Origin of the sequence: Bradyrhizobium sp. SUTN9-2, assembly GCF_003122645.1 — a bacterium.
Lineage (GTDB): Bacteria > Pseudomonadota > Alphaproteobacteria > Rhizobiales > Xanthobacteraceae > Bradyrhizobium > Bradyrhizobium yuanmingense.
Genome location: NZ_LAXE01000001.1, coordinates 2,720,839 through 2,739,104 on the forward strand (window position 1 = coordinate 2,720,839; position 18,266 = coordinate 2,739,104).

General features: G+C 59.4%; 14 protein-coding genes and 6 pseudogenes. 7 read left to right on the top strand and 13 right to left on the bottom strand.

Annotated features, from left to right (window positions below; translation table 11 throughout):
• Positions 1 to 888, top strand: coding sequence for a terpene synthase family protein (locus XF30_RS12350; protein WP_109142863.1), 888 nt, complete (start codon positions 1 to 3; stop codon positions 886 to 888).
• Positions 889 to 2,153: 1,265 nt separating this feature from the next.
• Positions 2,154 to 4,623: pseudogene (locus tag XF30_RS12365) on the top strand (putative bifunctional diguanylate cyclase/phosphodiesterase).
• Between the two features lie 124 nt (positions 4,624 to 4,747).
• Here the strand turns inward: XF30_RS12365 and XF30_RS38075 are convergent.
• The 7 genes and pseudogenes from XF30_RS38075 to XF30_RS39300 form a co-directional block, all read right to left on the bottom strand.
• Positions 4,748 to 5,477, bottom strand: a pseudogene (locus tag XF30_RS38075) (polysaccharide deacetylase family protein); the annotation flags it as partial.
• A 16-nt stretch (positions 5,478 to 5,493) separates the two neighbouring features.
• Positions 5,494 to 5,777, bottom strand: a pseudogene (locus tag XF30_RS39295) (phage integrase N-terminal SAM-like domain-containing protein); the annotation flags it as partial.
• Positions 5,778 to 5,965: 188 nt separating this feature from the next.
• The gene (locus tag XF30_RS38080; protein ID WP_158284366.1) at positions 5,966 to 6,130 is read right to left on the bottom strand and encodes a hypothetical protein; all 165 of its coding nucleotides are present in this window, start codon (positions 6,128 to 6,130) and stop codon (positions 5,966 to 5,968) included.
• 378 nt (positions 6,131 to 6,508) lie between these two features.
• Entirely contained in the window at positions 6,509 to 8,341 is a 1,833-nt protein-coding gene (locus XF30_RS12390; RefSeq protein ID WP_109142867.1) for an ABC transporter ATP-binding protein, read from the bottom strand.
• 452 nt (positions 8,342 to 8,793) lie between these two features.
• Complete coding sequence (locus XF30_RS39800; RefSeq protein ID WP_283811135.1) at positions 8,794 to 8,925, bottom strand: hypothetical protein; 132 nt, start codon at positions 8,923 to 8,925, stop codon at positions 8,794 to 8,796.
• A complete protein-coding gene (locus tag XF30_RS12395; protein ID WP_192893404.1) occupies positions 8,922 to 10,064 on the bottom strand; it encodes a TlpA disulfide reductase family protein in 1,143 nt (380 codons plus the stop codon). Before XF30_RS12395 ends, XF30_RS39800 begins: the two co-directional genes overlap by 4 nt.
• A gap of 486 nt (positions 10,065 to 10,550) precedes the next feature.
• Positions 10,551 to 10,694, bottom strand: a pseudogene (locus XF30_RS39300) (IS481 family transposase); the annotation flags it as partial.
• Positions 10,695 to 10,907: 213 nt separating this feature from the next.
• Here XF30_RS39300 and XF30_RS12400 point away from each other — a divergent pair.
• Positions 10,908 to 11,280: pseudogene (locus XF30_RS12400) on the top strand (branched-chain amino acid ABC transporter permease); the annotation flags it as partial.
• A 64-nt stretch (positions 11,281 to 11,344) separates the two neighbouring features.
• Here the strand turns inward: XF30_RS12400 and XF30_RS12405 are convergent.
• Positions 11,345 to 12,300 (bottom strand): annotated as a pseudogene (locus XF30_RS12405) (aminotransferase class V-fold PLP-dependent enzyme); the annotation flags it as partial.
• A gap of 245 nt (positions 12,301 to 12,545) precedes the next feature.
• Between XF30_RS12405 and XF30_RS12410 the strand changes: the two are divergent.
• Both XF30_RS12410 and XF30_RS12415 read left to right on the top strand, forming a co-directional pair.
• Complete coding sequence (locus XF30_RS12410; RefSeq protein ID WP_146207686.1) at positions 12,546 to 13,217, top strand: hypothetical protein; 672 nt, start codon at positions 12,546 to 12,548, stop codon at positions 13,215 to 13,217.
• A gap of 2 nt (positions 13,218 to 13,219) precedes the next feature.
• A complete protein-coding gene (locus XF30_RS12415) occupies positions 13,220 to 13,528 on the top strand; it encodes a hypothetical protein (RefSeq protein ID WP_204524507.1) in 309 nt (102 codons plus the stop codon).
• A gap of 681 nt (positions 13,529 to 14,209) precedes the next feature.
• On the opposite strand, the gene XF30_RS38085 is transcribed toward XF30_RS12415, so the two are convergent.
• The 3 genes from XF30_RS38085 to XF30_RS12430 all read right to left on the bottom strand — a co-directional run bounded on the left by XF30_RS38085 (position 14,210) and on the right by XF30_RS12430 (position 16,215).
• The gene (locus tag XF30_RS38085) at positions 14,210 to 14,380 is read right to left on the bottom strand and encodes a hypothetical protein (RefSeq protein WP_158284367.1); all 171 of its coding nucleotides are present in this window, start codon (positions 14,378 to 14,380) and stop codon (positions 14,210 to 14,212) included.
• A 324-nt stretch (positions 14,381 to 14,704) separates the two neighbouring features.
• Complete coding sequence (locus tag XF30_RS38090) at positions 14,705 to 15,820, bottom strand: hypothetical protein (protein ID WP_158284368.1); 1,116 nt, start codon at positions 15,818 to 15,820, stop codon at positions 14,705 to 14,707.
• Positions 15,820 to 16,215 carry a GTA-gp10 family protein gene (locus XF30_RS12430; protein ID WP_109142871.1) on the bottom strand — a complete coding sequence of 132 codons (396 nt, stop codon included), beginning with the start codon at positions 16,213 to 16,215 and terminating at the stop codon, positions 15,820 to 15,822. The genes XF30_RS38090 and XF30_RS12430 overlap by 1 nt, the downstream gene beginning before the upstream one ends.
• A gap of 342 nt (positions 16,216 to 16,557) precedes the next feature.
• Here XF30_RS12430 and XF30_RS12440 point away from each other — a divergent pair, with 342 nt between their 5' ends.
• Together XF30_RS12440 and XF30_RS12445 are read left to right on the top strand one after the other, a co-directional pair.
• The gene (locus XF30_RS12440; protein ID WP_146207687.1) at positions 16,558 to 16,824 is read left to right on the top strand and encodes a hypothetical protein; all 267 of its coding nucleotides are present in this window, start codon (positions 16,558 to 16,560) and stop codon (positions 16,822 to 16,824) included.
• Positions 16,821 to 17,609, top strand: a complete 789-nt coding sequence (locus tag XF30_RS12445) for a hypothetical protein (protein WP_146207688.1) — start codon at positions 16,821 to 16,823, stop codon at positions 17,607 to 17,609. The genes XF30_RS12440 and XF30_RS12445 overlap by 4 nt, the downstream gene beginning before the upstream one ends.
• Here XF30_RS12445 and XF30_RS38095 read toward each other — a convergent pair.
• Both XF30_RS38095 and XF30_RS38100 read right to left on the bottom strand, forming a co-directional pair.
• Entirely contained in the window at positions 17,578 to 17,808 is a 231-nt protein-coding gene (locus tag XF30_RS38095) for an ECs_2282 family putative zinc-binding protein (RefSeq protein ID WP_109142875.1), read from the bottom strand. The two genes, XF30_RS12445 and XF30_RS38095, sit on opposite strands and share 32 nt — an antisense overlap.
• Positions 17,809 to 17,849: 41 nt before the next feature.
• The coding region (locus tag XF30_RS38100; protein WP_204524508.1) for a hypothetical protein at positions 17,850 to 18,266 on the bottom strand (417 nt) is incomplete at its 5' end.

The window sequence follows — 18,266 nt, forward strand, 5'->3', positions numbered from 1 at the left end:
ATGATTCAGACCGAACGCGCGCTGCAGCAGGTGCTGGAGTGGGGGCGTTCCCTGACCGGGTTCGCCGACGAGCACGCCGTGGAAGCGGTCAGGGGTGGCCAGTACATCCTGCAGCGCATCCACCCGAGCCTGCATGACATCAGCGCCCGCACCGGCCGCGATCCGCAGGACGAAACGCTGACCGTGGCGTTCTATCGCGAACTGGCGCTGCTGTTCTGGCTCGATGATTGCAACGACCTTGGCCTGATCGCGCCGGAGCAGCTCGCCGCGGTGGAACAGGCGCTGGGGCAGGGCGAGCCGTGCGCGCTCCCCGGATTCGAGGGCTGCGCTGTGCTGCGCGCTTCGCTGGCCGCGCTCGCCTACGATCGTCGCGACTACGTTCAGCTTCTCGAAGATACTCGGTGCTACTGCGCGGCGCTGCGCGCCGGACACGCGCAGGCGGCAGGGGTGGGACGCTGGTCCTACGCCGAGTACCTGCACAACGGCATCGATTCGATCGCCTACGCGAACGTGTTCTGTTGCCTGTCGTTGCTGTGGGGACTGGACATGGCGACCTTGCGCGCGCGTCCGGCGTTTCGCCAGGTCCTGCGGCTCATCTCCGCGATAGGGCGCCTGCAGAACGATCTGCATGGACGCGACATGGACAGCTCGGCCGGCGAGGCCGACAACGCGGCGATCCTGCTGCTGCAGCGCTATCCGACTATGCCTGTGGTGGAGTTCCTCAACGACGAGCTGGCCGGGCATACGCGCATGCTGGAGCGGGTGATAGCGAAAGAACGCTTTCCTGCGCCCTGGGCACCGTTGATCGAGGCCATGGCGGCCATCCGCGCGCAGTACTACCAGACCTCGACCAGCCGCTACCGCAGCGACGCTGCGGGAGGAGGCTAACGTGCGCCGGCCTTAATGCGCGGGAGGCGGCGGCGTGCGCGTGCTGCCGTCGGTCCGATCCGACGCAACACCGTCGCCCGATGCGACGGATGCCCTCGTTGTCCACCATGTAATACGCAGTGGTAGAGAGTCCTTGGGAAGCGGATAGTTGGTCTATGGATTGCCGATGAAAGGGGCTGCCATCGCTCATCGCGAAATCCAGAGATGCGGCTTCGGCAGAAGCAGAACTCCGCTTACGTTCTTGTGCGCGCTGTGGTTGGATGCCCGCAATACGCGTTGACGATAGATCTTCGATATATTCGTCCGAAGTCGACGTCAGCAGCGCAACGCCTGCCGCATTCAGGCCGCTGACTCAGCTTCCGGCAGCTGGAGCCAAGCTCAAGATCTTTCATGGAACGTGGCAGACGCATTACGAGCGCCTGCTCGGCAATCCGTTAACGAGGGAGGCGATGCAATTTGCAGGAAAGCCCGCAAGCAAGTCGGTCACGGCGCAACCATTGAAGGTCGGCAAGGATGCTGTTTGTGGCTTCAAGGAAGGGGCGCGCTGATCTCGCTATCAGACACCAAAATTGAGCGAACCCACTAAAGCTCCTTAGCCAAGCGGGCTACCGCGACGGATTATTGATTGCGGATTGCTCTAATGGAAGGCTGTACGGTCACGTGATAAAGCACGAGGTGGGCCGCTCCGAGCTCCTCGATCGGTGTGCCGCAAGCAGGGCAGTGGTAGTTTCCTCGGATGCCACGTTCGTACGTAAGCTCAAGACGGCAAAAACAAGCGCCGCATTCCGAGCACGTCACATCACTCTTTTTCATGCGTGGCTTCCTCGCGCTGGCAGTCGTCACATTTCTTTAACATGCGCTTAGTTATCGCGCATCTCCTGGGACGGTCCTTCAAGCACAATCAACATTGAGGATTTGCTGGCGCCTGCGCCGTCGGCAAATAGTAGTCGTACAAATCGGATATCCGACGAAAAATTTCGCGCGCAACGACGAGCGCTCCTTCGTAGAATGCGTGACGGTCAAATCATTCATTCGAAGATTCTCCTCGTCACAGGGCCGCTGGCAAACGCTTTTCGTCGAATTATGCCATTACCGCCGCGGATTTTCTGCGTTATGAGTCTTGAAGACAGTCGCGCCTCATGTTTCAGGCAACGGCATCGATCAGCAGGGGCCGAACGCGACCGTCTCGTCTTTTAAGAGCGAATTAAGCCAAGCTGGATTTGATGCCGCCCGGGCGCAGGAAGCTTAGGTGAGTGGGGCGTGTGATGAGTGCTGCCAACGAGCAATTCGCGGAATCAGATACGAGGCTGTTCAATGACATGCCGGTCCTGCGACGCAAGTGGCAGGCTGCGCTCAAGCCCGGCGAAACGCTTCCCCGCTACGAAAATGTGCTGCTGGGGAGCCTCGGGCGGCTTGCCGATCATCTTGTGCTGCTCAGGTGTGACAATGGCGCGTTTGCCGTTTCGCGCACTGGTCGCTATGCTCAGAACTGGTTGGGCGAGGCCCGTTGGGACATTCCGCTGGATGCGTTGCGTCCAGATTGCGCGACAGCCCTCACCGGGGCGGCCTCGAATGCGATTGCAAACAACCATCCCTATCTGGCAACCGCTCATTGCGTGCACGCCGGCATGGTGCGGACCTACGACGTGCTGGCGCTGCCGACCTTATCGCGTTGGGGCGGTACGCTGGTCGGCGTCTATGTCAACGAGCGCGCTAGAATACAATTTGATCGATGCAATCTTTTGCAAGACCGACGATGGCGTTATCTCGCTCTCAACCGTTCGCGATCCCGCAGGCAGACCATTTGATTTTCAAGTCGTGCACCACAATCAGGCAGCAGCAAGGCTCCTCGGTGTTGAAGAGGGCAGCCTGTTGTGGCAGCGCCTCGGCAATTCAGACCATCTGCTTTGTTCGAAGGAGGTGATGGAGCGGTTGGGCGCCGCGGTCGCGGATGATTTCGGTGACCAGTTCGAGATCGAATACGGTGATCAGAGCCTGCGCTTGCGCCTCAGTGCCTTCGGAGACATCGTGTCCGTGGTCATTTCCGACGTTACGTCGTTCAAGCGCCGGGATGCCTCGTTCAGGTTGCTGTTCGACAGTAATCCGATGCCGATGTGGGCGTTAGATGCCGTGACAATGGACTTCGTAAGGGTCAATGACGCGGCAGTGCAGCACTATGGCTATGCTCGCGAGACCTTCCTGCGAATGAAGGTTCAGGAGATCTGGCCAGACGACGAGCGGGTCAGCTATACGCGGGCGCTGCGAGAAGCGGGCGACATCTCTCAGTCCGAACATCCCTGGCGCCATGTCAGGGCTGATGGCACTGAGATTTCTGTGCTGACCTTTGGGCGGCGCCTCATGATCGAGGGACGCGAGGGCTATCTGGTTGTGGTGGTCGACATCACCGAACGGCGCAAGGCCGAGGCCCGCATCGCCCATATGGCACTTCACGACGGGTTGACCAACCTCGCAAACCGCGCGCTCCACCAGAGGTGGCTCGGAGAGGCGCTCGAAAGGGCTAATGCAGCTGGCAACCGCGTCGCGGCGCTGTGTATAGACCTCGACCTCTTCAAGAACGTCAACGATTCGTTCGGCCACCTCATCGGCGATCACCTGCTCGAGCAAGTGGCCGACCGGCTGCGGTCCAAGGTAGCCGGCAACAATTTGGCGGCACGGCTCGGCGGCGACGAATTTTCGATCATTCTCACGGATGATACCTCGCCGACGCATGTGAGCCAATTCGCGGCTGACCTGATCAGGACGTTGAGTGCGCCTTATGAGATTGACGGCAACCAACTCATTATCGGTGCCTCGGTCGGCATCGCGTTGTCAGCAGGCGACGGCACCAGCAGCGCCGAGCTGATGCGTAATGCCGATATGGCGCTCTATCGCGCCAAAGAGGATGGCCGCGGAACGCATCGCTTTTTCGAGCGGGAGATGGATCAGCAGGTGCAGCGGCGGCGCGAAATGGAGCTTGATTTGCGCCGCGCCTTTGCCAGCAGCGAATTCGAGCTGCACTATCAGCCGTTGATTGACATCGCGAGCGACAAGATCTCAGGTTTTGAGGCTCTTCTGCGCTGGCCGCACCCAGGGAAGGGCATGATCTCGCCGGCCGAGTTTGTTCCCCTTGCGGAGGAAATCGGGCTGATCGTGCCCCTCGGAGAATGGGTGCTGCGCGATGCCTGTAACGAGGCGGCAAAGTGGCCTTCGGAGATCAAGGTCGCGGTCAACCTGTCGCCGGTGCAATTCCGTAGCCGCAATCTGGTTCAGGTGGTGATTTCAGCGCTGGCGAATTCCGGCTTAGCCCCGAAGCGGCTCGAGCTTGAAATCACCGAATCGGTGTTTCTGGCGGAGACGGAGGCAAATCTTGCGATCCTACACCAGCTCCGCGAGCTCGACGTCTCCATATCGCTGGATGACTTTGGAACGGGCTATTCAAGCCTCAGCTACTTGCGCAGCTTTCCCTTCGACAAGATCAAGATTGATCGCTCCTTTGTGAAGGATCTGGCGAAACGCTCCGATTGCGGGGCTATCGTGCGGGCGATCTCGGGCCTTGGCCGGAGCCTCAACATCACGACGACAGCGGAAGGGGTGGAGACTACGGAGCAGCTCGATTGGCTTCGTGCCGAGGGTTGCAACGAGGTGCAAGGATTCTTGTTCAGCGGCGCCAGGCCAGCCGCCGAAGTGGGGCAGCTCTTGTTTCGCTTTGGCGCAAGGGCGTCCAGGGCGGCATGATCGCCGTACAGCAGGAACAGCTTCGTCACGTTGAGGCTTCGCATATCGAACCCGATTAGGCCGCGAGATCGCCCGTAGCCGTCTCTGCCCCCAGGAGTTCATCTCCGACACTTCTCGCGCGCCTTCACTGCGGGAAGGCGTGGTGCCAAGACGTCAATGGGGCTTCAGCGCTCGTGGCGGCAGCCGGCACCGGATGCACGATCCGATACCCGTTCTGATGCACGTAGCGCAGGAACGTAGGCAGCATGGCCGCCGTTCGCGTCTGCGCATCATGCAGCAGAATGATGCCCTTACGAGCGGCCTCAAGCCGCTTGATCAGGATTGTGAGCTCCTGCTCTGGAGTTATGTTCTCCCAATCGCTCGCCCAAAGGTCAGCTCGGAACACGACAATTCCGCGCGCCTGCAAGAGATCGAGCGTCGCTGGTGTCGCGTCGAAGTAGGGAACCGGAAGAACGGCGTCGAGGGCATTTGGTGGACCCACCGTTGAGCGCCATTTCGACGGCGGCGATACCGCGCTCGATGTCCTCTTTAGCCTGCTCGAACGAGATTTTCGACATCATCGGATGCGACCAGCTGGGGTGCGCTACGGTGTGGCCCTGGGCGGCCATACGCCGCACGAGCTCGGGAAATTCCGCCGAGGATCGGCCGACCAGAAAGAACGTGGCTCGCGCGCATTCCTGTGCGAGCGCAGCCGGCACCTTATCCGTGTTCGGCGTCCCGGTCCGTCATCGAAGGTGAGGACGAATTCATGGTCCGCCAGAGGAAGCGTCTCGGGAAAGTTCTTCAGCCCCCACCCGCGGGAAGAGTGCGGCATCTACAGCGAGCACCCGCGCCGTGCCGAGCGCATCCCGCCGATTGCGGCCTGGCTCCCGCGTAGGTGATGCGCTCCGGGATCGTGCTGTGGCCGAGCGTCATCCTGTAGAAGAATCGCAAGGCACAGACGATCTAGTTGAGTGCTGGCCATGATATCCCCGTCGCCACCAGATCAACCTGGAACGCGTGAACGTCCTCCAAGCCCAAATGGCCGGCGCTCGGCCAAAATACCGGCTGAACTTCGATACTGCGTTGAGATATGATCGTTGCGTCGCGGGCGACAAATTGCGGACCGTCATGTCCTCGATAATGCGTCGGCGGAGAGGGCTCAGCTGGGCCATCGGAAAACCTCCTGTGTGAAGGGGCTCTGAAAACTTTCGATCCCCTCAGATAGGAGGCGGCCGTTACCACCTCTCCTCAAATGCCCGCCTGCGGCTTCGTTCAATCCCCAATCGATTCACAACCCCATCCCGCTTTAGCGGCCCCACTTACCTGTTCTGACCACGTTGGCGCAAGTCGTTACGGTCCCCTACGCCTGGGTAGAAATCAGATGCGAACTCGACTGAAGAACTCGTAGTGCCAGTGAGGCATGCTCATGCTCGGGCAGGCGCGCAAGTATGATGTGCAGGCTCGCCTCGACGGCGATGCCGTCGAGATCGAGCCGCAGCGGCAGGGTGTTGATGAACAGGGCCATCGCGCGGCTGCACCGGCACCGCCATGTATGCGGCCGAACCGTACCGTGCCGAACACCATCTGCTCACGGGCGCTGCTGCGCGCCACCACCTCCCCCACACGAGGTGGCAGAGGCTCGCCAGGGTCACACTAAGCCGCCACGCCTGGCCGCGCACCCGGGCATCCTGCGGCAGCGTCCGCCGTGCCTCCGTAATCCCGCTGCCGTCGCCGCGGACCTCGCTTAAGCCGAACGGCCGGCCCGGCTCAACCATAACTGCGAGCCCTTCAAGCGCCTTTGCATCAACGCTCACGCGCTCCGTCACTAGTCTAGATTGCAAAAGGGATGTGGAACTATCAGGCCATGCTCATGTCCCTCCAGTACGGCCAAATAGCACCAGGGCTATGGAGATGCGGCCAGCCATGTTTTAGGCGGGCCTTCCGCCGAGAGCGGACCGAACTCAATGGCCTGCCGCTCGAACAAACTGCGATAGATGCCGTCGGGTTGCACGATCAGTGCCCGATGCGTGCCCTGCTCGACGATCTCGCCGCGATCGAACACCAGGATGCGGTCGAGGCCGCGGACCGTTGACAGGCGGTGCGCGATTACGATCGAGGTGCGGTCCTTCATCAGCCGTTGCATCGCCTCTTGGATCAGCGCTTCCGATTCCGAATCCAGGCTCGACGTCGCCTCGTCCAGGATCAACACTGTCGCATCGGCGAGGAACGCGCGCGCCAGCGCAACGCGCTGCCGCTCGCCGCCCGACAGATTTACGCCGCGCTCACCCACCAGTGTGCCGTAGCCCTTCGGCGATCGTATGATGAATTCATGCGCATTGGCGAGCCTCGCCGCCTGTTTGATCGCCGCCATGCTGGCGCCCGGTCGGCCATAGGCGATGTTTTCAGCCAGCGAGCGGTGAAACAGGATTGGCTCCTGCTGCACGATCGCGATCTGGCCGCGCAGCGACTGCTGCGTGGCCAGCGCGATGTCCTGCCCGTCGATCAGGATCCGGCCGCCGGAGACGTCGTAGAGCCGCTGAAGCAGCTTGACGAACGTGGTCTTGCCGGAGCCGGAGCGCCCGACCAGACCGATCCGCTCGCCGGCCCGAATGTTGATCGACAATCCGTCGTAGAGCGGCACGCGATCGCCGTCATAGAGGAAGGTGACGTCCTCGAACGTGATCCTCCCGGCGTGAATGTCGATCGGCTTGGCGTCGGGGGCATCGACAACGCCGATCGGCTCGCCATAGATGGTAACCAGTTCCTCCATGTCGTTCACCGAGCGCTGCAGATTATTGATGTGCATCCCGACGTCACGCAAATAGGCGTGGATGATGTAATAGCTTGTCAACACATAGGTGACGTCGCCCGGAGAGGTGCGCCCCGCTATCCACAGCAGGATGGCGCCGCCGATCACCGAAGCACGAAAGCACAAGAGCATTACGAGCTGCATCGTACTCGTGCCGTTGGACCGCAGCCAGGTGCGCTGTACCCGCGCCCGCCAGCGTCGGACGACACCGTCAAGCCGCACATCCTCACGCGCCTCAGCACCGAAGGATTTCACCACAGTATTGCAAGTGAGCGCGTCCGCTAGCGTGCCGCTGACTTTGCTGTCCCATGCGTTGGAGACGCGCGCCGCCGGCGCGATGTAGCCGATCGTGAATGCCGTCGTGATGGCGACATAGATCACTGCGCCGAGGCCGATCACGACGCCGAGCTCGGGCCAATGCAGGCCGAGCAGGATCGTCGAGCCCACGAGCACCGCAAGCGACGGCAACAATGCCATCAGGATCGTATTGTTAAGCAGGTCGAGCGCCCACATGCCGCGGGTGATCTTGCGCACGGTCGAGCCGGCGAACGAGTTAGCATGCCAGTCGGTCGAGAAGCGCTGCACGCGCATGAAGGCCCCACGGGCCACATCCGACATGGTCTTCAGCGTGAACGGCACGATCGCCTGCAAGCCCGTAAACCGCAATATAATTGAGAGCAGACCAAGGGCGAGGGTACCAGCGAACGCAATCAGTGCTGCATGTCGCGCCGCTTGGTCGGAGGGGCCCGACGTCAATGCATCCACCAGACGGCCGGAATAGACCGGCATGAACAGGTCGGCGACCGTCGCCCCTAAGAAGCCGACGAGGATAATCGTGGCACGGACTGGCTGCTTCAGCCAGTGCTCCAACGCAAACGGGAGAACCACGCCGATTGCGGCGGGCCGTTTGTCATCTTGATTGGTCATGGCGCTATGGGTCTGTGGCACACGCGGTGTAAAAACCGTTCAATCCAGACCCGATGGGCCCAATGCTTGGCGCGCCGTCCGAGGGATGCGAGAAATGCCCGGAGTCTGGGGGCTGCGGCCGAACTCTTCTACCCATTTTCACCCACTCTTCGCGTAAACGCTTAGCTGAAGCGCCTCACGCTTTGCGAGCTCCTCGGGCTGAGAGCATCGATCTGAGGCATCGGCCAGCCTTGCGCGATCCGAGCTTCTGTGAGCCAGGTAGGCGGGAGCGACGTCACTATTCTTGGCCCGTCTGCAGAAGCGTGGGCCTAGCTCCGGCCTCGGCCATGGCTGTACGCAAGGTGTGTTTTGATGAAGGAAGTGTTCAGCATACGGCCGCCAGATACTTCGCGTTATGGGATCGCGGCGCGACTTCACCTTGAAGATCACCTCCGCGTCGATCCGGATGGAGGTCATAGCAATCCGAACTTCCAACGTGCCACAAACGATCCACCGCCGTGCTCGCCGATCGTTAATTGCCGATGGCACACCGGATAAATGGACGAAATAACCAGTGAGCAGCTCAGATCGTCAGCCTTTTTCATCTTCTCTCCTCCGGCGCTTGCGCTTTGGTACTTTGCGAGACTCCGGGTTGCGGAGTCGCACAAAGAGACCCATAGCAAGCCTTCTGACTCTTGTAGTTGGCCAGCGTTTGGACCAATTCCGACATAACCTGCTGTTTCAGGCTGTCCGGGATAGGTGCGGGACCGTCCAGCGACTTCAGCGTCACCTCGATCAACTCGATCGCGCGATCCCTGTTGCCGCTCTCGTAATAATACTGAGCGACCGCCGGATAGGAAGAGAACTTGGGGGCCTCGCCGCGTTGCGGACGATTTATTGCCAGAATGTGTTCGGATAACTCATTGCCCATCGCAAAGCGCTCGGCCTGCGGCAAATGAGAGTTGTCATTCGCCGGATCAAAGAGTTGGCGCAGCGCCCGGGCCATCCACATCGTGGATTTTTTGTTGATCGCGTCACGAACCAATTGGCGCATCACTGGCAGGCCGGCCTGCAAGTCGCGCATTTTGTGAAGCAGCAGATCCGCATGGAGCACGCGAAAGTTCACGTCATCCGGCAGAACAGCGATGGCTTCTTCGACCACCGAAAGCGCCTTCGCCCAATCCTGCGCCTTCACCGCCGGCGTCAGTTTGGCGAAGATCGGCATTGTGCGTTTGCCGTTGGCGATCCGCTCTGCATCGGCGGCTTTCGCTTCATCGCTGATGCGCCAGCTGCCGGTCAAAATCTTCGGCAAGACGTCTTCGAGTTGCGTCGGAGAACCGATAAAGGCGATGTGGCCATCACGGTCGACGACGAACGAGGTGGGAATCCCAACAGAAAAGCTGGAATCCATCCAAAGCTTGTCCATTTCGCGTGTGTAGTCGAACCCGACCCGATAGTTGAGATTCGGCAACTTTTCGGTCAACCATGTGTCCAACTTGCTTCGGGCCTCTTCCGCTGTTTGAGCGCGCTCACGAGCTGCTATTCCGAGGACTTCAACTCCGCTATCTCTGTATTTCTCTTGCAGCTGTACCAGATCGGACAGCGCCGCCACACACGGTGCGCACCAAGTTGCCAAAAATTCGACGATGTACACTTTCCCGGGCTGGAAGCTCGTGAGGGGCTGACCACGCAGCCAGTTCTCCACCTTGATCGGGGGAGCTGCGGATTCTAAGCCCAGCGCCATGTTACGCTCCAAAGTTATTGTCAGAGGCTGCGCGACGTTTTGTGCTAGCTGATCTCCGATCGCGACCGCGACCGAGAGGGGTGGTGCCTTGGCGTAGACGGCCTGCCGAGCGAGATCCGTAGCGAATGTCGGTGTCGCCGCGCTAAGCGCGACGACACACAAAGTCACAAGGAACAAGCTCGTCCTCTCACAAGCGGGCCACATCGGTTCAAGAAAGGAGAGCATCGCTCGACTCGCGTTTGGGTGCGCTCAGCACTTTCAGTACTGCTGCACCTTATTAGCAACGTCCGTGCCAGCATCGTCTGCGCGCATTAAGTGCCTAATTGCCCATGAATAGCTCAACGGCAGTTCATCGCGACCAGTGTTTTGAACCCGACGGGCTTTGTGCCGCTGTCGGAATTTGAACAAGAATTGCGCACTTCGCGCCGCCAGTAAACTGATTTGATGTTGTGAGCCGCCGAACGGAAGTTTGATAATCCCTGCCCTCTAAATGTTTAGTCCCGTCATTGCCTGGAGCGGATTGAGCGTGAATTGTCCTGGCTCTTTTGTCCAGGCCCTGCAGACGAACTCGAACGGTGTGAGGCCTTTGAGAGCTTTGGGTCGCTTGGCGAAGTTGTAGGCGTTAACGAAGTGAGGTGGCTGCGGAGCTCGGCGATCGCGCCGCAGTCGGAAGGTCTATTCGTCGCACTTTCGACAACCGAACGAGCGCAATGAATGCGCGGCGTCACCATCTTTAATGATGTGGATCGGCGCGCGTCCGTAAGCGCCGATGCTGCAAACATCTGGACTGTAGTCGCGCCATGGCGGCTTGCCACCGCCATGGGTGGGGAATTCGTCCTCGGGCGCATCATCAATTCGCTGTTCGGTGAGGTCCTGAAGTCGATCTGCGAGAACGAGCAGCGCGCTATCTCGCTGGGCTACAAGACCGATCAGTACAAGCTGCTGGCGTTCATCCTGTCCGGCACGCTGGCCGGCTTTGCCGGCTCGCTGAAAGTGTTCGTGGCGCAGAACGCCTCGCTTAACGACGTGCACTGGTCGATGTCCGGTGAATCGTGCTTATGACGCTGGTCGGCGGCCTCGGCACCATCTTCGGGCCCGTGGTCGGGCGCCCATCGCCATGCTGCAATATCTTGCCGGCTTCGGCGAGTGGGTGACGGTGATCCAGGGCGTGATCTTCGTGGCCTGCGTGCTGCTGTTCCGACGCGCATCATCGTGAAGTCGCGCAGCGCTACAACTGTGAGCTCTAGCGAACTGATGCGAGCTGTCACGCTGAGCGTTCGTCAGCGGCTTAGTCGCCGTACGGCTGACGCAAGAGTGTTGACCTCTTCGCGTGTATTGTAATAGTGCGGCGAAGCCCGAACGACGTGCGGAAGCCTCCTCCTCATTGCGTCCAACGGCGTACTTGTTGGAGGAGAGATCGAGACATTGATTTTGTCACCCTGCAAATGGCGCATGACTTCGCGTGCTTCCAAGTCCTGAAGAGTGAATGAGACGATTGAAGCGCGATCTTCTCCGAGGTCGTGAATCGACAGACCGGGGATCGCGCTGAGTGCTGCGCGCAACTCGTTCGCAAGCATGCGACAACGTCGTTCGATCTTGTTGATGCCGATTGAAAGTGCGTAGTCGACCGCTACGCCAAGGCCGAGCCGCGCGGCGTAATTCGCCTCCCAGGTTTCGAACCGTCGAGCGTCGGACCTGAGTTCGTAGCGGTCAGGTCCAACCCAAGGTGCACCGAACAGGTCTATCATGGCCGGTTCAATGTCCTTCAGAAAATCCTCGCGCATGTAGAGGAAGCCTGTTCCACGCGGACCGCGCAGGAATTTCCGCCCCGTCGCCGTAAGCATGTCACAACCAAGCGCACGGACGTCGACGGGAAGCTGCCCAACCGCCTGGCATGCATCCAGCAGGTAGGGAACATTATGGGCGCGCGCGATGCGTCCCACGGCTTCAGCTGGGTTCACCAAGCCGCCATTGGTCGGTATCCATGTGATGGCGATCAGCCGGACGCGCTCATCAATCATGCGCTCCAGCGCCTCAGGGTCTAAAACCTGATTTGCGTCGTCGGGTATAATTTCGACCCGTGCGCCCGTGCGGCGTGCGACCTGCAAAAATGCAATATAATTTGCAGCAAATTCTGCGAAGGTGGTGAGAATTCGGTCTGAAGGTCCAAAGCGGAGCGAATAGAAGGCGCGCTGCCAGGCCAGAGTGGCTTTTCGGCCAGCGCGATTTCTTCCCGCTTCGAGCCGGTGCATCGGCCCGCTGACCGGCAACGAGATGAGCTGAGCATATTTGTGATGCGCGTGATGACACCACGATCCGAATCACGTTCCCCACTATCCACTGGTTTCTTGCAATCCTAATGCCGCCATCTGAACAAATATTTTTAATGCAGGTACTTCCGGGAGATAGCTGGATCTTAGGAGACAGCGGGGCGTAGGATTCTCACCTGATTCGAACCGTTCATCCACAGGTGGGCGAACCATGAGCTCGGATTTTGTAGGTGAGCCCGCAGCGCGGCAATTGCGTGAAATGTGGGAGCATAAGGTTTGTGGGTTTCTCGGTCCCGGCTGGAACGAAGCGTTCGCAGACTGGATCAGAAAATTCGGCATCGGTCGGATTCAGGACGCCGTTCTGATGGCCTCTGTTCCTCGTTTTTCGGAGGATGGCGAGCGCCTGCCTCCCGACATTCGAGATGTCCCAAGGTACGCAGCCGTTGAGCGCGCCGACGATCGGGACCCGGGCATGCGAGACTGTTATCTGGTTCGCGGCCGCATGCGCTTGAAGTTCTACTGCGAAGAACACGACAGCGAAGTTTTGACGCTGTTGAGGAGAGCGTTGCACGCTGGGGTATCAGCGTCGGCGATGCATGACGCCGTTGACGAGAACTACACGCTCGAGGACTGCTTTACCTCGATCGGCATCGATCGGTGGAAATTTCGCATAGCGATGGGGCACCCGATCGTCGACTTGCGTCCAAAAGACCAGGTCTTCATCCGAGAAGAAGAGCCAGCGTGGCGTGCTTGGGATGCTCATCTGCGCAAGACGACCGGCAAGGGATCGCCGATCAATAAGCAAGGTGGTTGGTACTTTCCATCCCGGCTTCCGCCATCCGATGTGCTTTCAAAAAAAGCGAAAAGGGTTAGTAGAGATTGATCATGACAAAGGCCCCGTTGGCGAAGGCAGACCAGCATATCGAGAACTATTTTGAGGAGCGCGCGCGATCAGGTGACGGCGCTTTTGCGATTGCTTACGCTCTGTTGGAGCTGAGGGATGCGCAGATTCACACAGCTCGCGCGCTCAACAAGTTGGGCGTGGGGGACGCCTCGACGCATTTTGGCGCGATCGAGAATCTCGCAATGGAAATAAAGGACGCTGCGCGGGTTATCGCCGAAATTGGCTCGGCCATCACGGAAAGCGGGTCTACGATCGCTGACGCAATCTCTCAGGCGGATGCGGACGGATAGAGCCGCGGTTCGTCGGGGGCATGAGGCCAGCGAAGTTGATCGTCACTGCCACACGATCTGCAACTTCCCACCAAGGGCAGCGACAGCTTTGGGCAGGACGTTGCGGCTCGGTTCATGACCGCAGGCGCTGCGCGCGAAATAACCTCCCGCGGCACAGATTCGATCCAGTTCGGATAGGGAGATGTGAAGCTCTGCGGCTCTCCTCCGAATCTCATCCAGCATTGGATTTCCTGTCCGCTTGGGTTTCCGGTGACGTCGGATGCCGAGTCGCTCCCCCTTTGTTCGAATGCTCGCCCATGAATGACGTGGGAGCTCCGCGATCAACTCAGCGTTAGTCGCGTCTCGCCATCGTCTTCTGAGCTGCCGGAGTTCGCTGGTCGTCCAACGTTGTAGGGGCGTGCCAACCGTAGCTGGGTCGCGTGCAACTGGATCGCCGCCTGGGTTCGGCGAGGGAGCATTTCTCGAAGCTTCGCCATGTCAGGATGCCAGCGCCTGAAAATCTTGTTCTCTTCGGCGGTCCAGAGCCAATCCCCAAAGGGTGTCTTGCCTGTACGTCGCATGTAGACGCGTTTGCGCTCGGCGAGGCCAGCGCTCCAGTTCCTACTTCGCCTCATTGCCATCGGCTGATAATGGCACACTGGGAGATCGGCCGCCCTTGCACGTGGCAGTCGTGCACGGAATTCACAGGTCTGATAGCTCGAACAGGCCGCTCTGCATTACCGCCTGGAGATCGCCAGTGACAGTGATGGTGTGTGTCTCCGAAAAGACCAAAATCGACTTATGGCCTGCTGGAAGGACAAAACGAACGGTGGCAGGATTGACGTAGATCGTCGTGCCCGACGCTGCGTCCATCAGCGCACAGTACCTTAGCCCGCCAGTCATGATCGCGCCTTGGCGTTCCGCCCGATCTCGACCAGGCGGCGGATGGCTTCTGAGCGGCCGGGCTTGTCATCCTGCTCCTCCGCCCATGCGTCGACCTTGGTCATGAATTCGTCGGAAAGGCGTATTGCTCGCACCGGATCGCGACCGGTGGCAGGGCGCCCCCCTTTTGGTTTTGGTAATACCACTGTTGACCTTGACATGTTTTGGTATTACCACAACTTCAAGCCGAGAGGAAGTTCGCACCTTCCACCTCGGCTCTAACCTCAAGCAAGGATCTATCCCTAAGGCCTAAGGCTACCCGCGTGGATACCACGCCACGATCTGAGCATATGGCCCAAGGACCAGCTGCTGCGCCACGGTCCGGAATTGCCAATGGTGGAACGCGTGCGCCGCTATCAGCACAACGTCCGCACCATCCGCGCGAGCGGCTGCAAGGTCCCGACCCCGCACATGGTAGACAGCCTCAACCCTATCGAGATCGAGGCATGGTTCATCGAAGGTGCCCGCACGAGCGAACGGTTGCGCCGGCATGCCGACTGCCGCGGCAAGATCCTCGGTGATTGCTACCCAGCTTTCATGATAGTTCACGCCGAGCTTGGCGATGTCGTCCTGTATCGGCTTCCATTTATCGGCCAAGATCTTCTGCGCGTCGTCCATCCTGCGTTGCAGATCCTGCGCGCGGCCGAGGTCTTCGTCGCTGATAAGCTGGGTCTTATTGATCGCGTCGGCACGCTTCAGCATGTCATCGAGATATGAGCTATCAGCGCGCAAAGCGGCAGCGACCTTCGGCCCGAACGCGGTCTCCGCCAGATCGAGCGCCGCGAGTCTCTGTCCCTTCTGCAACGCGTCGTCAATCAGCGCGACGACGCTGCGGAGCTTCCCCTCAGCGTCGTTGCCGCCGATTGCGCCACCGGAGAAGTTGCCTGCCTTCTGCAGCTCATCAAGGCGTTTCTGAAGTGCCGAACCACCAAGCTTGTCCGTGCTGGCCTGGTTGAACTGCTTCAAGGCCTCGGTCAGGTCGACTATCTTGTCGCGAGCCTCGCCACCCGACTTGGTGATGCGCTGGAAGAATTCAGTACTGAATCCCGTCGCGTTAGCAGCATCGGTGACCGCGTTGAACTCTTCTATCTTCGCCTTTGCCAGGTCGGTGGCGTAGGACATCAACTTGAAGGCGTCGCGGATAGCGGTGACGGCCAACAGGACCGGTGTAGCGGCGCCAAGCAGTCGACCAAACGCAAGCGTCGCTGCACCTGCAGCGCCTTGCGATGCTAGGAAGCCGGCTGACATTTGTATGGCCTGCTTCGAGATCGCGAGGGTCGCCTTGGTGGCGATGCTCGACGTTTCCTTCATCTGTTGTTGGAACTGGCGAATGTCAGCGCCCACAGGGATGATAAGGCTCGGACCTGCCATCAGGCGGCTTCCTGCGCGCCGACGAAGAGCGCGGCAATCACTTCGGAAGCAATCAGCGCATTAGCGGCGAGCGGCTGCCCGGTCACATGCTCCTTCACAAGCGCGAAGGCGTCGTCCGCATTCGTGCCGCCGCCAATCAGGCCAAGAGTAATGACGTTCTCGACGTCGGAAACGCTGTAGACCTGTTCGAGAAACCGTTTAAGGCAGGCTGCGGGGGTATCGCCGTATTGTCCAACGAGGGGGCGCTGGCCCGAGAACTTCATCAGAAGCGAAAGATTGCGCATCGTATGCCCGCCGGCAATCGTATCCAAGACGATGGGATCGTTGAGGTTACACGTTCGAAGTTCGCCAGCGAACTTGATCTCACGCGCGCAGGGATTGGTCGTTGAGGACATCTTGGACAGCCTTTGCAATGTTTGAATTAATATCCGCCTGCATCGCGCGGGCGGTCGTGTAGAAGAACGGCTGCGCCGAAGTTTTCCGCGTGCCGTACTCAGTGAACAGCGCGTAGTCGGCCTCAGGCCATGCGGCAGGCTCAAGATGTTGCGACGGCGGTTCGCGGCGATACGTCCAAGGATCCGGCAAAGAAGGTCGACGAGCAAGCCGACGCGTACGATCGCGCTACGGAGGCAATCGAAAAGCACATCGCTCGCTTGGAGGCTGATGCGAAGACGGAGGGCCTGGGGGCGGCGGCACAAGCTTAGATGCGCGCTGAGGCCCAGCTTACGACGGCCGCCATGCAAGCGTACGGCAAGGTTTCCGCTGAACGAGCTGCTGACATTAATGACTTCTCGAAACGGACAGGCGAGGCCGCAGCAGCGCTGGAGAAAGCTAGGGTCTCGGCGTCGATCGACTTTAGCCAGAACACTGCATTTCTTACGAGCGAAGATGTCAGTATCGCTCGCCAGCTCGCGGGTGTGTACGGCAACGACGTTACCGCCGCACTGAATTCGACGGCAGCCGAGGTGGTCCGGGTAAATGGTTCGCTAGAGGTGATTCATTGAGCTCTACATTCGTCCTGCCGCAGCGGTCGTCCGTGCACATGATGACGGATGGCGTTGTTTACGATCGCAACGGCGTCATCACCATTGCCGACCTGACAAAGGCGGCCGCATTGCCGTCGCTGCCGGCAGCTGTCGCGTGCACCGGGCCGGCGTTTCTGACGTCATCGCTCGCCTCGCGTATCGACGTTGACTTTGCATCATTCGATGATTTCGTAGAGCACGCCGAAAGTTGGCTTCCTGCGACGTTCACTGCGCTCGCGGAAAAGCATCGGAATGGTGATGCGTTTTCGACATTTTACATCATCGGCTGGCTCGAAAAGCAAAATCGTCCTGCTGCCTATGCCATGGATTTATGGACCGACCGATCGTCGCGAATTGAACAAGTCTTGGCCAATTCGGGTGGTGCGACCCAATGCTCGCGGTTGATCGAGCAGAGTACGATATCAGGAACGTCGCTGAACCCCGAGCTTGTAGAGCGGTGTGGGTTCAGGCTGCGCCGCAATGACGACTACGTGCCTGAACTGGATCTACTGCACATCACCGAAGTCGCGCGGCAGGAGCAGATTGAGGGTGCGCACTGGGTCGGAGGGAAGATTCTGCTCACCTCTGTGGATGCGAAAGGAATTACCCAGCGCGTTGTGCACCAGTATTCAAACGACAGCGCCGGTGCGGCTATCCAGCCTGAGCCAGTTGATGATTGGACGGTCTGGCGACGGGAGATGGAGGGGCGCGGGAGGAAGTGGTGGAGGAGGGCTAAGTCATCTTCAAGCCCTTCACGCCCTTGAACGCCTCTTTGATCTTTCTGTTTACGTCGCTCTTCACTAGATCAATTGCGCGCTGCTTGATGTCACCGTAGGGACCGAAATCTGCACCGCAGTCTTTGCACGTGGCGTGCGATTCATCGGTGTGGTTATCGGGCAGCGTGATCTCAGTGCATCCGCACTTTGGGCATTTGAAGTTCACGTCGATATGTTCAGTGGACATCTGTGGTTCTCATAGTGAATTGCGCATGGACGATATCCGCGTCACCTGAAGGAAGATACGTTTCTCATTTTTTGGTAACGTGCCGAAAGCTCCTTGAATATGGCTTGGAAACGCTTGGTGCTATCGGTCGTAAGTACCTTCGCGGGTTCAGAGCCAACAAGGGACATAAACTCGCGCGCGGGTCGGGTCTTAAAGAATTCAATGCCGAGCTCTTTAAAGGCTTCTTCGTGCCTTTTCACAATGCGTGGGATCTTAGGATTCAGTACGAGCTTCTTGCCCTTCAACTCAGCTTTGTAGGTGTCAGCGACGAGTTTGTCGTACACGGCTGGGTCGATTAGATCCTCAATGTCTGCTTCGGACGGCTTCGGGTGGAAACCCTCTGTGACGAAAAGGACCGCGGTATCCCGTAAAAGCCTGTTCGTGACGATTTCCTTTTGTGTTTCACGTCCAGCGCGGTC

What these genes read in the sequence shown, in the direction of transcription:
- XF30_RS12350 (WP_109142863.1), top strand. Translation starts at nt 1, where the DNA reads ATGATTCAGACCGAACGCGCGCTGCAGCAGGTGCTGGAGTGGGGGCGT.
- XF30_RS38080 (WP_158284366.1), bottom strand. Translation starts at nt 6,130, where the DNA reads ATGGCCCTGTTCATCAACACCCTGCCGCTGCGGCTCGATCTCGACGGC.
- XF30_RS12390 (WP_109142867.1), bottom strand. Translation starts at nt 8,341, where the DNA reads ATGACCAATCAAGATGACAAACGGCCCGCCGCAATCGGCGTGGTTCTC.
- XF30_RS39800 (WP_283811135.1), bottom strand. Translation starts at nt 8,925, where the DNA reads ATGAAAAAGGCTGACGATCTGAGCTGCTCACTGGTTATTTCGTCCATT.
- XF30_RS12395 (WP_192893404.1), bottom strand. Translation starts at nt 10,064, where the DNA reads ATGGCGCTGGGCTTAGAATCCGCAGCTCCCCCGATCAAGGTGGAGAAC.
- XF30_RS12410 (WP_146207686.1), top strand. Translation starts at nt 12,546, where the DNA reads ATGAGCTCGGATTTTGTAGGTGAGCCCGCAGCGCGGCAATTGCGTGAA.
- XF30_RS12415 (WP_204524507.1), top strand. Translation starts at nt 13,220, where the DNA reads ATGACAAAGGCCCCGTTGGCGAAGGCAGACCAGCATATCGAGAACTAT.
- XF30_RS38085 (WP_158284367.1), bottom strand. Translation starts at nt 14,380, where the DNA reads ATGGACGCAGCGTCGGGCACGACGATCTACGTCAATCCTGCCACCGTT.
- XF30_RS38090 (WP_158284368.1), bottom strand. Translation starts at nt 15,820, where the DNA reads ATGGCAGGTCCGAGCCTTATCATCCCTGTGGGCGCTGACATTCGCCAG.
- XF30_RS12430 (WP_109142871.1), bottom strand. Translation starts at nt 16,215, where the DNA reads ATGTCCTCAACGACCAATCCCTGCGCGCGTGAGATCAAGTTCGCTGGC.
- XF30_RS12440 (WP_146207687.1), top strand. Translation starts at nt 16,558, where the DNA reads ATGCAAGCGTACGGCAAGGTTTCCGCTGAACGAGCTGCTGACATTAAT.
- XF30_RS38095 (WP_109142875.1), bottom strand. Translation starts at nt 17,808, where the DNA reads ATGTCCACTGAACATATCGACGTGAACTTCAAATGCCCAAAGTGCGGA.